Annotated in this window: 13 protein-coding genes; 7 read left to right on the forward strand and 6 right to left on the reverse strand. The window is 68.6% G+C overall.

Going from position 1 to position 14,092, the window contains the following annotated elements:
* Positions 1-10 precede the first annotated feature (10 nt).
* A complete protein-coding gene (locus tag P2Q66_RS11470; RefSeq protein ID WP_115523862.1) occupies positions 11-1,051 on the reverse strand; it encodes an NAD(P)-dependent alcohol dehydrogenase in 1,041 nt (346 codons plus the stop codon).
* A 100-nt stretch (positions 1,052-1,151) separates the two neighbouring features.
* Positions 1,152-2,390: a multidrug effflux MFS transporter gene (locus tag P2Q66_RS11475; protein WP_275728158.1), complete on the reverse strand. Its 1,239-nt coding sequence runs from the start codon at positions 2,388-2,390 to the stop codon at positions 1,152-1,154.
* A 137-nt stretch (positions 2,391-2,527) separates the two neighbouring features.
* On the opposite strand from P2Q66_RS11475, the gene P2Q66_RS11480 reads away from it, so the two are divergent.
* Positions 2,528-3,421: a helix-turn-helix transcriptional regulator gene (locus P2Q66_RS11480; RefSeq protein ID WP_079595060.1), complete on the forward strand. Its 894-nt coding sequence runs from the start codon at positions 2,528-2,530 to the stop codon at positions 3,419-3,421.
* Positions 3,422-3,429: 8 nt separating this feature from the next.
* On the opposite strand, the gene P2Q66_RS11485 is transcribed toward P2Q66_RS11480, so the two are convergent.
* On the reverse strand, positions 3,430-4,164 hold the full coding sequence (locus P2Q66_RS11485; protein ID WP_275728161.1) for an SDR family NAD(P)-dependent oxidoreductase: 735 nt from the start codon (positions 4,162-4,164) through the stop codon (positions 3,430-3,432).
* A gap of 4 nt (positions 4,165-4,168) precedes the next feature.
* On the reverse strand, positions 4,169-5,326 hold the full coding sequence (locus tag P2Q66_RS11490; RefSeq protein ID WP_275728163.1) for a PQQ-dependent sugar dehydrogenase: 1,158 nt from the start codon (positions 5,324-5,326) through the stop codon (positions 4,169-4,171).
* 474 nt (positions 5,327-5,800) lie between these two features.
* On the opposite strand from P2Q66_RS11490, the gene P2Q66_RS11495 reads away from it, so the two are divergent.
* The 6 genes from P2Q66_RS11495 to P2Q66_RS11520 are packed head-to-tail and all read left to right on the forward strand — an operon-like array spanning position 5,801 to position 12,298.
* The gene (locus tag P2Q66_RS11495; protein ID WP_275728164.1) at positions 5,801-6,916 is read left to right on the forward strand and encodes an ABC transporter substrate-binding protein; all 1,116 of its coding nucleotides are present in this window, start codon (positions 5,801-5,803) and stop codon (positions 6,914-6,916) included.
* Positions 6,913-7,776 (forward strand): ABC transporter permease, encoded by an 864-nt coding sequence (locus P2Q66_RS11500; RefSeq protein WP_275728165.1) that lies wholly within the window; start codon positions 6,913-6,915, stop codon positions 7,774-7,776. The genes P2Q66_RS11495 and P2Q66_RS11500 overlap by 4 nt, the downstream gene beginning before the upstream one ends.
* Positions 7,752-8,495 carry an ABC transporter ATP-binding protein gene (locus tag P2Q66_RS11505; RefSeq protein WP_275728167.1) on the forward strand — a complete coding sequence of 248 codons (744 nt, stop codon included), beginning with the start codon at positions 7,752-7,754 and terminating at the stop codon, positions 8,493-8,495. Before P2Q66_RS11500 ends, P2Q66_RS11505 begins: the two co-directional genes overlap by 25 nt.
* Before the next feature lie 25 nt (positions 8,496-8,520).
* Positions 8,521-9,900, forward strand: coding sequence for an LLM class flavin-dependent oxidoreductase (locus tag P2Q66_RS11510; RefSeq protein ID WP_275728169.1), 1,380 nt, complete (start codon positions 8,521-8,523; stop codon positions 9,898-9,900).
* Positions 9,900-11,270, forward strand: a complete 1,371-nt coding sequence (locus P2Q66_RS11515; protein ID WP_275728171.1) for an LLM class flavin-dependent oxidoreductase — start codon at positions 9,900-9,902, stop codon at positions 11,268-11,270. The genes P2Q66_RS11510 and P2Q66_RS11515 overlap by 1 nt, the downstream gene beginning before the upstream one ends.
* Entirely contained in the window at positions 11,267-12,298 is a 1,032-nt protein-coding gene (locus P2Q66_RS11520) for an aldo/keto reductase (RefSeq protein ID WP_275728173.1), read from the forward strand. The genes P2Q66_RS11515 and P2Q66_RS11520 overlap by 4 nt, the downstream gene beginning before the upstream one ends.
* Here the strand turns inward: P2Q66_RS11520 and P2Q66_RS11525 are convergent.
* Together P2Q66_RS11525 and P2Q66_RS11530 are read right to left on the reverse strand one after the other, a co-directional pair.
* Positions 12,295-13,257, reverse strand: a complete 963-nt coding sequence (locus tag P2Q66_RS11525; RefSeq protein ID WP_275728174.1) for a DUF817 domain-containing protein — start codon at positions 13,255-13,257, stop codon at positions 12,295-12,297. The two genes, P2Q66_RS11520 and P2Q66_RS11525, sit on opposite strands and share 4 nt — an antisense overlap.
* On the reverse strand, positions 13,250-14,068 hold the full coding sequence (locus P2Q66_RS11530; protein WP_275728175.1) for an oxygenase MpaB family protein: 819 nt from the start codon (positions 14,066-14,068) through the stop codon (positions 13,250-13,252). Before P2Q66_RS11530 ends, P2Q66_RS11525 begins: the two co-directional genes overlap by 8 nt.
* Positions 14,069-14,092: the final 24 nt, after the last annotated feature.

The following is a 14,092-nucleotide window of genomic DNA, read 5'->3' on the forward strand; positions in this document are numbered from 1 at the left end:
GATGTCCGTGTTACAGGGTGGCGGTGTCGATCACGAAGCGGTACCGGACGTCCGAGGCCAGGACGCGCTCGTAGGCGTCGTTGATCTTGTCCGCGGGGATCACCTCGACCTCCGCACCGATGCCGTGGGCGGCGCAGAAGTCCAGCATTTCCTGGGTCTCACGGATGCCGCCGATCATGGAGCCGGCGAAGGAGCGGCGACCCGTGATCAGGGCGAAGGCGTTGACCGGCAGCGGCTCGGCGGGGGCGCCGACGTTCACCAGGGCGCCGTCGAGGGTCAGCAGCTGGAGGTAGGAGCTGATGTCGATCGAGGCGCTGACCGTGTTGATGATCAGGTCGAACGAGCCGGCGAGCTGCTCGAAGGTGGAGGGGTCGCTGGTGGCGTAGTAGCTGGTGGCACCCAGGCGCAGCCCGTCCTCCTGCTTCTTCAGCGACTGGGACAGGACGGTGACGTCGGCGCCCATCGCGGACGCGAGCTTGACGGCCATGTGCCCGAGTCCGCCGAGGCCCACGACGGCAACCTTCTTGCCCGGGCCGGCGCCCCAGCGGTGCAGCGGAGAGAATGTGGTGATGCCGGCGCAGAGCAGCGGCGCGGCGACGTCGAGCTCGATGCCTTCGGGGATGCGCACCACGAAGTCTTCGGTGACCACCACGTGGGTGGAGTAGCCGCCCTGGGTGATGGTCCCGTCGCGGTCAACGGCGCCGTAGGTGCCCACCATGCCGTTGAGGCAGTACTGCTCCTCGCCCTTGACGCAGTTGGCGCACTCGCGGCAGGAGTTGACCATGCAGCCAACGCCCACGCGGTCGCCCACGGCGTGCTTGGTGACGGCGGAACCCACCTCGGTGACGACGCCGGCGATTTCGTGCCCGGGAACCAGCGGGTACTGCTGCGGGCCCCAGTCGCCGCGGACGGTGTGGATGTCCGAGTGGCAGATGCCGGCGAACTTGATCTCGATCAGGACGTCGTGGGGGCCGACGGCGCGGCGCTCGATGGTGGTTGAAACGAGGTCCTCTGTGGCGGACGGGGATGCATAGGCCTTGACGGTGGTCATGGTTCTCCTGTGGTTCTTTGGGGGATAACGAAATGCTACAGGGGTTCATTAACATCCAACCCGCAGTTGGGGTGCCCGGCGAGGGCCCTGCTGTAACGGGTTATGGCAGAACCCCTTTAGCGGGTCGGGCCAGGACGAGGAGGCCGAACAGGGACAGCAGTGCCCCGCCGATCATGAGCAGCGCCATGGGGACGGCCGTCCCGGAGCCGCCCAGCCCGGCAATCGGCGCGACGACGCCTGCGGTGGTCCACTGGACAAGTCCGAGTACCGCCGAGCTGGTGCCGGGGTGTTCGGGCACCTCCGCCGAGGCGAGGGCGCCGCCGTTGGTGTTGATCAGGCCCTGCGCCACCATGAGGGCGAAGAAGCTGCCCATCGCCACCAGCAGCGGCGTGGCCCACCACAGGGCTCCGGCCAGCATGGCCACCCCGGCGGCGAGGGCGATGACCTGGCCTGTGAGGATGACGCGGCGGGTCGGCACGCGCCCGGCCAGGCGCGCCGAGACCAGCGCGGCGATGGTCATGCCGCCCGCATTCGCCGCGAAGACGATCGAGTACGCCACGGGCGAGAGCCCGTTCATGTTCTGCAGGATGAACGCTGACGTGGCCACGTAGGCGAACAGGGCAATGAAGGCCGACGACGCCACCACGACGTAGCCGACAAAGCGGCGGTTTGAGAGGACGGCCTTCGCCGCGCGGCCGAATTCCCGCAGCCCGCCTGCGTGCCGCTTTTCCGGCGGCAGCGTCTCCGGAACGATGAACAGCGCGCAGAGGGTCATCAGGATGCCGAGGGCGGCAAGCGACCAGAACGTCATCCGCCACCCTGTCAGCTGGAGGATGACCGCGCCGAGGAGGGGGCTGATGATGGGTGCCACGCCGCCTATTCCCATCACCAGGTTGAGGACGCGGACCAGCTGCGGTCCATGGGCCAGGTCCACGATGACGGCCCGGCCGATGACCATGGCCCAGCCGCCGCCGAAGCCCTGCAGGAACCGGGCCAGCATCAGGATCCCGACGTCCGGTGCGGTGGCACAGGCAATGGACGCCGCTGTCACCAGGACAGTGCCCGTCACCAGCGGCAGCCGCCGGCCGCGCTGGTCGCTGATAGGGCCGCCCACCAGCTGCCCAAGCCCCATGCCGGCGAAGAAGGTGGTCAGCGTCAACTGAACAGCGGATGCGGTGGAGCCGAACTCCTCCGACACCTGCGGGAAGGCCGGGACGTACATGTCGGTGGCCAGCGGCGCCACGGCTGTCAGGAAGATGACCGTGGCAACCAGGGTGGCAGGCACGGCACTGGGCGCCGGCCGGAGGCCGTCCCGGGAGTGCGTGACGCTTGCGCGCATGCGGTGGTGCTCCATCCGGTAGTGGCAAAGGGGACTGTTCCATCCAAGGGGCTGCCGGGAAACGTAGCGAGGGTCCTGCCGTAACTGGTTCTGGCAGACCCTCCTTACGGCTTTCGGTTTCGTCGTAACGTGTCCCTATGGATAACCGAGCCGAGGTACGACAGTTCCTTTCGACCCGCCGTGGACGCATCACACCCGAGCAGGCGGGGCTGGAACCGTACGGCGGGCGGCGGCGGGTGCCGGGACTGCGGCGTGAGGAAGTGGCGCGGCTGGCCGGGGTCAGCGTGGACTACTACACGAGGCTGGAACGCGGAAACCTCACGGGGGTTTCCGATAGTGTGCTGGACGCCATCGCGGGGGCACTTGAGCTGGACCGCGCGGAACATGACCACCTCTACGACCTCGCCCGGGCGGCCAACACATCGGGACGCAAACGGGCTGCGAGCGCCGGCGGCTCTGCCCCGTCAGGTGTGCGGCCGGAGCTGCAGTATCTCCTGGACACCATTACGGGGGCGCCGGCCTTTATCGGGAACAACCGGTTGGACATCGTGGCGGCCAACACCCTGGGCTATGCGTTGTACTCGGACATGTACCGCGGCACGGCACGGCCGGCGAACCATTCCCGGTTCATCTTCCTGGACCCCCGGGCACACGATTTCTACACCGACTGGGACCGGGCGGCCAACGTGAACGTGGCCATCCTGCGCCGGGAAGCGGGCCGCAGCCCGCACGACAAGGGCATCGCCGAGCTGGTGGGCGAGCTTTCCATGCGCAGTGACGAGTTCCGGACCCGCTGGGCAGCCCACAATGTCCGGCGGCACTACGCCGGAACAAAGATCTTCAAGCACCCGGTGGTGGGCCTGCTCGAACTGAACTACCAGGTCCTGGGCCTGGAGGAGGACCCGGGCCATACCCTCACGGTCTACCCCGCCACGCCGGGCAGCCCCTCGGACGAGGCCCTGAAACTCCTGGCGTCCTGGGCTGCCACGGAGAACATTGTCGAGGCAGCCCTGGCCCACGCCCGGAGCTAGCCGGAAGGTTACTCCGGCAGACCGATACCGGTGTACTGTTCCAGCCGGTCCAGCAGTTCGGACCTGAACGCTCCGCTGCCCACCGCCGGGTGCGGTTTCCGCCGCTGCTGGTGGAACCAGTACCCGCCTGAACCTGCAGCGTTGTCCGCGTCCAGCGCGAGCCATACCTGGGTGGCATGACCCAGTTCCAGGTCATCCGGTGCGCCCGGGCCGCCCATCCGCGTCGGGACCCAGCCGGGATCCACCGCGTTGCCGGCGACGTCCGGCCAGCGCACCGCCACCGCCGCCGCGAGCGCGGTGACGTACAGCTTGCTGTCCGAGTAGGCGCCCGGCCGGCCGGTTGCACCCGCCCAGTCCACCGTGGCGAGGTCCGTGGAGCCGGAGCGGTGCATGCCGCTGCTGAGATAAACGATCCGGCGCGGCCTGCCCATGACGGCGGTCATGACATACGGCGCAACCGTGTTCACGCTGAAGATGTGCGGGCCACGGTAGACGCCGGCGTTGTGGATGACCGCGTCGAAGGGGCCGAAGGACTCGGCCTCCTCCGCAACCCTTATGGCCTCTGCGGGGTCGGCGAGGTCGCCGGACACCGCGCCGCGGGCCTGGTCCCGCAGCCCGGACACATCGTCCAGCCGTGATTCGCTCCTGGCGTGCAGCACCACCTCGTGGCCCAGCCGGATCAGTTCCTTCGCGGCATTCAACCCAAGCCCGCCGGCGGAACCGGTAATCAGTACCCTGGCCATGCCACTACTCAACCAGAGGCACTGCGAGGATCCGGTCATCCCCGGGCTCCGGGTCACCCCGGCCGTCGGTGTTGTTGGTCAGGAACCACAGGTGGCCGTCCGGAGCCAGCGCGACATCACGGATCCGGCCGTACTCACGGCTGTAGTGCTCGGTGGACGTGGTGGGGTCGGAGACGGGGACCGACCGAAGGACCTGTCCCCGAAGGTTGGCGATGAACAGGGTTCCGCCGGCATGCGCCATCCCGCTGGGACTGGCGGCACTGGTTTGCCATTGCTGCACGGGATCCACAAAGCCCTCCCTGCCGGCGATCCCCTCGACGGTGGGCCAGCCATAGTTGGCGCCGGCGGTGATGATGTTCAGCTCGTCCCAGGTGTTCTGCCCGAATTCGGTGGCGAACATGGTTCCGTCGTCCGCCCACGCTAATCCCTGCGGGTTCCGGTGCCCGTAACTGTAGGTCAGGGAGCCCGGGAACGGGTTGTCGGCCGGAACATCGCCCTCGGGGGTCATCCGCAGGATCTTGCCGGCCAGTGAGTCCCGGTCCTGGGCGCTGTCGCGCTGTTGCGCGTCCCCGGCCGTCACGTACAGCATGCCGTCGGGACCAAAGGCGATGCGGCCGCCGTCGTGGGTACTCGCGGCTGGAATCCCGTCAAGGATTGTCTCTGGCTGTTCCAGGGCCAGCGACCCTGCCTCACCGCTGATGGGGAAGCGCTGGACCCGGTTGCCGTCCTCCGCCGTCGAATACACGAACAGATCTCCCCCGCTGCCCACGGCAAGACCGAGCAGGCCGGCCTCGCCCCGGTCCGCCACGCCGTCGACCGTCCCGATGGACCGCGAGGAACCATCCGCGGCGAGTTCGAGGATGCGTCCGCTGTTCCGCTCGCTGACCAGCGGCGTGCCGTCGCGGAACACCACGGACCACGGGGTCTGGAGGTCCGTTGCCACCGGCCTGGGTTCGCCGCCGATGGTGCCGGCCGCCGTCCTGGTGGGTTCGCTGGACTGTGCGGATGTGGGTGGTGGAGATGCAGGTGGCCCGGACGGAACCGGGGCGGATGACGCCGGGGCAGGGGACGTGCTGGACGGCGGCGCGGGCGGCGGTGCCGTGCAGCCTGCCAGCAGGATGCCTGTCCCGAGGGCAGCTGCCGTAAGGGCCCAATGGCGCATGTACTTCTCCTAACGAGTCGTTCCAGTCACATTAACCCCCGTTGCGCATCGTGGCGCCAGGTTGCCCGGTTTGTCCCCCGGATGGCGCCATAAGTAGCGCCGTTTCCTTCCGTTTCGCTTCCGTTGCGGGGTGCTGGCCATTGCCCTGCAGCCCGTGCTTAGGTGTTTCCACGGCACACGCCAGGCCAAGCGCCACACCCACTGACAGTGAACAGGAGGACCGATGCCGCATCCATCCAACCGCCCGCAAGGCACCCGCACTTTCGGTCCGTGTTGCCTCCGCCGAATGTGCACCTCATCCCTGGTTTCGACAAGCTCAACCGCCAGCCGCTGACGCAGCACCGCAACATCACAGCACCACCGCCACAGCGTCCGACGGCGGCCCGCACCTCCTTCCCTTTTCCCGGCTGTCCGGGTCCCCGAGCGCTTCGTCGCGCCCTGATGCCCACATACCGTCCCTTCGAAAGGCACAGCATGTCCCCCGCTGCATCCTCCCCGCCCCAACAGTCCTCCAACCGTGCTTTCAGCCGGCGGCGCGCCCTGGGCGCACTCCTGGCGATTCCCGCCGTCGGGCTCCTGACGGCCTGCGGCGGAACCGCCACCGCCGGCAACCCCACCAGCCCGACGTCCTTCGCCCCGCTCGCCACGTCCGTTCCCGCCGGCACCACCATCACCGTGGGTGATCCCAGCATCCGGGTTGCCCTGGAACTGTCCGGCCTGATCAAGGACCTGGACGGCATCAACGTGGAGTTCGCCAATATCTCCGGCGGCCCCCAGACCACCGAAGCCTTCCGGGCCAACGCCCTGGACGTCGGCTCAGTGGCGGACATCCCGCCCATCCACGCCACCTGGACAGGGCTGGACGTCCGGATCATCGCCAGCGCCTACCGGCAGGACGCCGTGAACCACCCGCTGTACGAACTCGGCGTCGCCCCCGGCTCCGGGATCACCAAACTGGAGGACCTGCGCGGCAAGAAGGTGGCCTACAGCCCGGGCCAGGCCCAGGGCGCCCTGGTGCTGCGGGTACTTGAAAAGGCCGGGCTCGCCCAGGACGACGTGAAGCTCATCGAACTGCCCAGCACCGGCGACGCCTACTCCTCGGCGCTTTCCAGCAAGCAGGTTGATGCGGCGCCGCTGGGCGGCGTCCAGATCAAGCGGTACCTCGCCAAGTACAAGGCCGACGGCGCCACCACCCTCCGCCACGGCCTCCGCGACGACCCCGGGCACCTGTACTCCCCCGCCAAGGTACTCGCAGATCCCGCCAAGGCCGCCGCGCTGGCCAAGTACGCCGAAGCCTGGGGCAAGGCCCAGCGCTGGATCGAGGACCACCCCAAGGAGTGGCTCGAAGGCTACTACATCAAGGACCAGGGGCTCTCCGCCGAGGATGGCCAGTACCTGATCGACGCCGCCGGCAAACGGGACGTCCCCACCACCTGGACCGAAGCCATCGAACGGCATCAGCAGACCATCGACCTGCTCGCCAGGGAGCAGAAGAAGCCGCAACTGAAGGCGGCGGATCTCTACGACACCCGCTTCGAGGCCATCGCCGGCACCGCCTTCGCCGCGGCCGGCAAGGGTGGTGCAGCGTGAGCGCCGCCCCGGTCCTGGAACGTCCCGCCGTCGAGCCCCACCTGGACCCGGCCCTCGCGGCACGCGAGGACGTGCGGCCCACCGGCAGGAGGTTGGGCCCCGGACGACGGCGGCGCCTGGCCTGGCTGCTGGGCCCCGCCGCCCTGCTGGCGCTGTGGACAGTAGCCTCGGCAACAGGGCTGCTGGACCCGCGCATCCTCTCCGAACCCTGGACCGTGGTGGCCACCGCCGGTGAACTCCTGGCGGACGGCAGGCTGCAGGAAAACCTCGCCATCTCCGCCCAGCGGGCCGGTTTGGGGTTGTTCTTCGGCATCGTGGTGGGCGCCCTGCTGGCCCTCGTCTCCGGGCTGAGCCGCGTAGGTGAGGCACTGATCGACGGGCCGGTGCAGATCAAGCGCGCCATCCCCGGCCTCGCCCTGATTCCGCTCCTTATCCTGTGGTTCGGCATCGACGAGACCATGAAGGTCCTCACCATCACCCTGGGCGTCTTCGTCCCCATCTACCTGCAAACCCACGCCGGCCTGCGCGGCATCGACCTGCGCTACGTCGAGCTCGCCCAGACCGTGGGGCTCAGCCGCGCCGCCTTCATCCGCAAGGTGGTTCTTCCCGGCGCGCTCCCCGGATTCTTCCTGGGCCTGCGCTTCGCCGTCACCGGAGCCTGGGTATCCCTGGTGGTGGTTGAACAGATCAACGCCACCAGCGGCATCGGCTACATGATGGAGCTCGCCCGCACCTATGGCCAAACCAACATCATCGTCCTCGGACTGGCCGTCTACGGCATCCTCGGCCTGCTGTCCGACGGCGCCGTCCGCTTCCTCGAACGAAAGGCCCTCTCATGGCAGCGCACCCTGGCGGGCTGACCGCCGTCGCAACCAACGCAGTCTCGGTCCGGAACCTGATCCGCGGCTTTGGCCCGAAAGGCGTCCTGAACGGCGTGGACCTGGACATCGCCCCCGGCGAGTTCGTGGCCCTCCTCGGGCCCAGCGGCTGCGGCAAAAGCACCCTGCTCCGGGCCCTCGCCGGGCTGGACCACGACGTGAAAGGCAGCGGCGTCATCACCGTCCCGGACCGCGTGTCCGTGGTCTTCCAGGATTCGCGGCTGCTGCCCTGGGACAGCGTGCTGGGCAACGTCACCCTGGGCCTTCGGGAGCACGACGCCGAGTCCCGGGCACGCAAGGCCCTCGCCGAAGTGGGGCTCGCCGGCCGGGAAAAATCCTGGCCCCACGAGCTTTCCGGCGGCGAGCAGCAGCGCGTGGCGCTGGCCCGGTCGCTGGTCCGCGAGCCGCAGCTGCTGCTGGCCGACGAGCCCTTCGGCGCGCTCGACGCCCTTACCCGCATCAAGATGCACGGGCTGCTCCAGGACCTGGTGGCCGCACACCGCCCGGCCGTCCTGCTGGTGACCCACGACGTGGACGAAGCCATTGCCCTCGCGGACCGGATCGTGGTGCTGGACCATGGCCGCGTTGCCACCATCCGCACCGTAACGCCGGACGTCAGCACCGCGGTGGATGCCGCCGGCCACGAAGCCCTGCGCCGCGACCTCCTTGCCGACCTTGGCGTCGTCGGCACCAGCCACTGACCCTCCCGACCCGAAGGACCATCCCATGACTTCCGAAAACCCCTCCCGGAACCGCCCGCTCCACCTGAACGCCTTCCTCATGAGCACCGGACACCACGAGGCGTCCTGGCGGCTGCCGGAGAGCGATCCGCACTCCAGCACAAACGTGGAGCACTACAAAAAGCTCGCCCGGACCGCCGAGCGCGGCAAGCTGGACTCGATTTTCTTCGCCGACTCCCCCGTGCTCTTCGGCGAGGTGGGCCGGCGCCCCTCGGGCAAGCTTGAGCCCACCGTGCTCCTCACCGCCATCGCCGGCGCCACGGAACACATCGGCCTGATCGCCACCGCCTCCACCACCTACAACGAACCCTTCAACCTGGCCCGCCGGTTCGCATCCGTGGACTGGGCCAGCGGCGGGCGCGCGGGGTGGAACGTGGTCACCACAGCAGGCCCGGACGCCGCACGCAACTTCGGTGTGGACGACCAGCCCGCCCACGCCGACCGGTACGAACGTGCCGCCGAATTCATCGAGGTGGCGCAGAAGCTGTGGGACAGCTGGCAGGATGACGCAGTGCTCGCGGACAAGGCCGAGGGCGTGTGGGGCGATGCCGACAAGATCCGCGTGATCGACCACGAAGGCAAGCATTTCAAGGTCCGGGGACCGCTCAACGTGCCCCGCTCGCCGCAGGGCCACCCGCTGATCGTCCAGGCCGGCTCCTCGGAGGACGGCAAGGACCTCGCCGCACGCTACGCGGACGCCGTCTTCACCGCCCACCAGACGCTCGCTGATGCACAGGCGTTCTACCGGGACCTCAAAAAGCGCACCGCCGCCGTCGGACGCGATCCCGAAAGCATCAAGATCCTGCCGGGCATCGTGCCGGTCATTGGTGCAACGGAAGCGGAAGCCCTGGAGCTGGAGCGGGAACTGGACCGGCTGATCAAACCGGAATACGCCCGGATCCAGCTGGCCAAGACCCTGCGTGTCTCCCCGGAGGACCTGCCCCTGGACCGCCAGCTTCCGGACCATTTGCCCAGCGAGGACGAGATCGAGGGCGCGAAGAGCCGTTACACACTGATCGTCCAGCTGGCCCGCCGCGAAAAGCTCACAGTGCGCCAGCTGATCGGACGCCTGGGCGGCGGCCGCGGACACCGCACCTTCACCGGCACCCCGGTCCAGGTTGCGGACGCCATCCAGGAATGGTTCGACGGCGGCGCGGCGGACGGCTTCAACATCATGCCGCCGGTGCTGCCCTCGGGGCTGGAGACGTTCGTGGACCAGGTGGTGCCCATCCTCCAGGAACGCGGCCTGTTCCGCACCGAATACACCGGTAGGACGCTGCGGGAACACTACGGGCTGGAGCGCCCGGCCAACCGTTACGCCGGCGCGGGTGCCGGGGAACTGGCATCCATCGGATCGGCGTTCTGATGGGCCGGCAGCTGAAACTCAATTTGTTCATCTACCCCGGAGGCCACCACGAGGCCGCCTGGCGGCACCCGAGGTCCCGGACCGACCGGGTCCTGGACATCCGGTTCTACCAGGAGCTGGCGCAGCGTGCGGAGGCCGCCAAGCTGGATGCCGTGTTCTTTGCGGACGGTCCGGCGCTGGAGAGCAACGTGCAGTATGCCACCCGGTTCCGGCTGGAGCCGTTTACATGGCTGTCCGCGATTGCAGTGGCCACGGAGCGGATCGGCCTGATCGGCACGGCCAGCACCACGTACCTTGAGCCGTACAACGCGGCGCGCCTGTTCGCGTCCCTGGACCACCTGAGCGGCGGCCGCGCGGGCTGGAACATCGTCACCACCGGCGCGGAGCGGGCGGCTCGGAACTTCGGGCTGGACGAGCATCCGCCGCACGCCGAGCGCTACTCCCGGGCGGATGAGTTCGTCCGCGTGGCGGGCAAGCTCTGGGACAGCTGGGAGGACGGGGCGGTGGTGTCCGACGCCGGCACGGGGGTTTTCGCCGACACCTCGCGGATCCACGCGATTGGGCACGAGGGCGAACATTTCCGGGTGGAGGGTCCGCTGAACACCCCGCGGTCCCCGCAGGGCCGGCCGGTGTTCGTGCAGGCAGGGTCCTCCGCCGACGGCAAGGCCTTCGCCGCGCAGCATGCGGAAGCGGTGTTCACCGCGCACCAGACCATCCAAAGCGCGCAGGGGTTCTATGCGGACATCAAGGCCCAGGCCGCGGCGAACGGCCGGGACCCGGGGCAGCTCCTGGTGCTGCCGGGCATCAGCCCCTACCTGGGCTCCACGGAGGCGGAGGCACGGGCGCTCAAGCAGGAGTTCGACGAGCTGACCCAGCCGGAGTACGGGCTGGGCATCCTGCGGAAACTGCTGGGCGTTGACCTCGACGGCGTGGCCCTGGATAAGCCCTTCCCGCCGGACCTGCTGGCGGCAGCGGGGCGCGCGGGCAGCCGCAGCCAGCTGCTCCTGGACGTCATCCGGCGGGAAGGCCTCACTGTCCGGCAGGTGTTGCACCGCTTCGCCGGGGCCCGCGGCCACTACGTGTTCGCCGGAACCCCGGTGCAGGTGGCGGACGAGATCCAGCGCTGGTTCCAGGACGGCGCCGCGGACGGCTTCAACATCATGCCGCCGTGGCTGCCGGGCGGCTTCGAGGCCTTCGCCGACGAGGTGGTCCCCATCCTGCAGTCGCGCGGCCTCTTCCGCACCGAGTACACCGGCCGGACCCTCCGCGACCATTTCGGCCTCGACCGACCGGAAAGCCAGTACCGCGCCGCGAGCACATACAGCACCGCAAGCCAGCAGCACCAACAACTATTAGGAGCATCCGCATGACCGAATACCGCAGCCTGGGGTCCACCGGCCTCAAGGTCAGTCCTCTGACGCTGGGCACCATGATGTTCGGGGCCATCGGCAACCCGGACCACGAGGATTCGATCCGGATCATCCACCGGGCCCTGGATTCCGGCATCAACCTGGTGGACACAGCCGACGTCTACTCCAGGGGCGAATCCGAGGTCATCGTGGGCAAGGCCCTCAAGGGCCGCCGGGACGACGTAGTGCTGGCCACCAAGGTCCATGGCCGCCTCGGCGAGGACGTGAACCAGGCGGGCAACTCCCGCCGCTGGATCATCCGCGAGGTGGAGGACAGCCTGCGCCGGTTGCAGACCGACTGGATCGACCTCTACCAGGTGCACCGGCCCGAGCCGGACACGGACATCGATGAAACGCTGGGGGCGCTCAGCGACCTGGTGCGGCAGGGCAAGATCCGCTACATCGGCACCTCCACCTTCGACCCGGGCCAGATCGTGGAGGCCCAGTACGTGGCCCGCGAGCGCCACCGTGAGCGGCCTGTGACGGAGCAGCCGCCGTACTCCATCCTGGCGCGCGGGGTGGAACGCGAAGTGCTGCCGCTTGCCCAGCGCCACCGGCTCGGCGTTCTGCCGTGGAGCCCGCTGGCCGGCGGCTGGCTGAGCGGCCGGATAAAGGCCGACGGCGCGCACAGCACCTCCAGCAGGGCCGCCCGGCAGCCGGAACGGCACGACCCGTCGTCGGCCGAAAATGCCCGCAAAACGCAGGCCGTGCTGGAGCTGACCGAACTGGCGGACCAGGCCGGGCTGTCGCTGATCCACCTGGCCCTCGGCTTCGTGCTGGAGCACCCGGCCGTCACGTCCGCGATCATCGGGCCGCGGACGCTGGGGCACCTGGAGGGGGCGCTCGGCGCGGACAAGGTCAGCCTGTCCAAGGACGTGCTGGACCGGATTGACGAGATCGTCCCGCCCGGCACAACGCTGAACCAGGCCGACGCCGGCTACCGGCCGCCGTCGTTGACGGATCCGTTGCTGCGCCGCCGCAGCCGCTAGGCCTGAGCTGAACGTTTGGCGGAGGACGAATCTGCGGAGGAAGGTTCGACGACGGCAGATTCGACGACGGCAGACGGGCGGGTGCCGTCGTCGACGTCGTCTCCTTCCGCGGCTTCCGGCGGCTGGGGCTTGTAGACCCACGCCACCAGCACCACCGAGATGATCATCAGCAGGAACCAGGCCACCAGCTTCTCCATGCCCACGGGGTGCCAGCCGTCCATTTGGCTTGGGTACAGCCAGGCGCCGGACCAGGTGGCGATGTTCTCGGCGATCCAGATGAACAGCGCCACCAGCAGGAACGCGATGGCCAGCGGCATGCGGAACTGCTTCCGGAACACGCGGAAGTGCATCACGCACCGGCCGTAGATGACCACGACGGCGGCAAGCAGCACCCAGCGCAGGTCCCAGATGTAGTGGTGGGTGAAGAAGTTGGCGTAAATGGCCGCGCCCAGGATCGCCGTGATCCAGCGCCGTGGATAGCTGGCAAACCGCAGGTCGAACAGCCGGTACACGCGGACCATGTAGGAGCCCACCGCGGCGTACATAAAGCCGCTGAAGAGCGGCACCGCCCCGAGCCGCAGGAAGCCTTCGGCCTCGTAGGACCAGGAACCGACGTCGGTCTTGAACAGCTCCATCACCGTGCCCACCAGGTGGAACAGGATGATCACCCGCAGTTCACGGAGGGTCTCGAGCTTGAAAGCGACCATCAGGACCTGGATGGTGACGGCGGCAAGCGTCAGGAAATCGTTGCGGGCCAGCGCCGCCGTGTCCGGGTACCAGAGGCGGGCCGCCATGAGGACCGCGAGGAGGGCGGCACCGAAGATGCAGGCCCAGCCCTGTTTGAGGCCGAAGACGATGAACTCAGTGAACTTTGCTGTAAGACCGCCGGCCGGGGCCTTGGCCAGGAAGCGGCGGGCCTGTTCGTCGATCCGCTGCTCTACCTGGGTGGAACTACGCACGTACTCCCTGACGCTGGGCGGACTGTCGGTTCTTGCGGAGGTCTTTATCCAGCTCGCCCAGGCAGTAGTCCTTGAACCAGTGCCTGATCCGCCGCGGAAGTTTGGGGTAGGTGAGGGCGAGGACGCGCATGGTGCGGTCGAAGCGGCGCTCGTGGCGGCCGCTCCACGGCAGGCCGAAGTCCTGCCGGACGTGCGGCGGCAGGAACCCGGCGGTGAGGAACCTGGCGGGCGGAATGATGGCGCGGTACCAGAGCGCCGTGTGCTTCGGGAACAGCAGGCCGCGGCCCACGCGCACCCCGCCGGCCTCGGCACGGAGGGTGGAGATGCGCTGGTCCCAGTAGCGGCGGAAAGCCGCCCGGTCCTCCGGCCACATGTCCGGCGGAAGCTGCAGGGCTGTGCCGATCCTCGCATAGTCGCGGTACATCGCATCGGCTGACTCGTCGTCGAGCGGGCCGTAGATCTTTTCGATGATGGTGATCGCCGTGTCGTACAGCGTGGCCACCACCCAGAGCTGGAGTTGGGGGTCGAAGGCGTTGTACCCGGCAGATTCTTCGTTATCGGCCCGGCGGACCGGAACATGCGCCCGGTTCACACGGCGGCGGACCTCGTTCACCTGCTCGTCTGTGCCGTACACGATGGCGTAGACGTACGTCAGCGTTCCCTTGAGCCGGTTGACCGGACGCCCCACGAACGTGCTGTGCTCATCAACGCCGCGGCCAACGGCCGGGTCGGCAAGCTGCAGAAGGAGGGCCCGTCCCGCACCGGCGAGCAGGATGCCTTCTCCGCCGTAGTCGGCCATTCCTCGCACCATCTCAACAGGGTACCGGAGGAGCCA

Origin of the sequence: Arthrobacter sp. Cr_A7, from assembly GCF_029222765.1 — a bacterium.
In the GTDB taxonomy this organism is placed as follows: domain Bacteria; phylum Actinomycetota; class Actinomycetes; order Actinomycetales; family Micrococcaceae; genus Arthrobacter.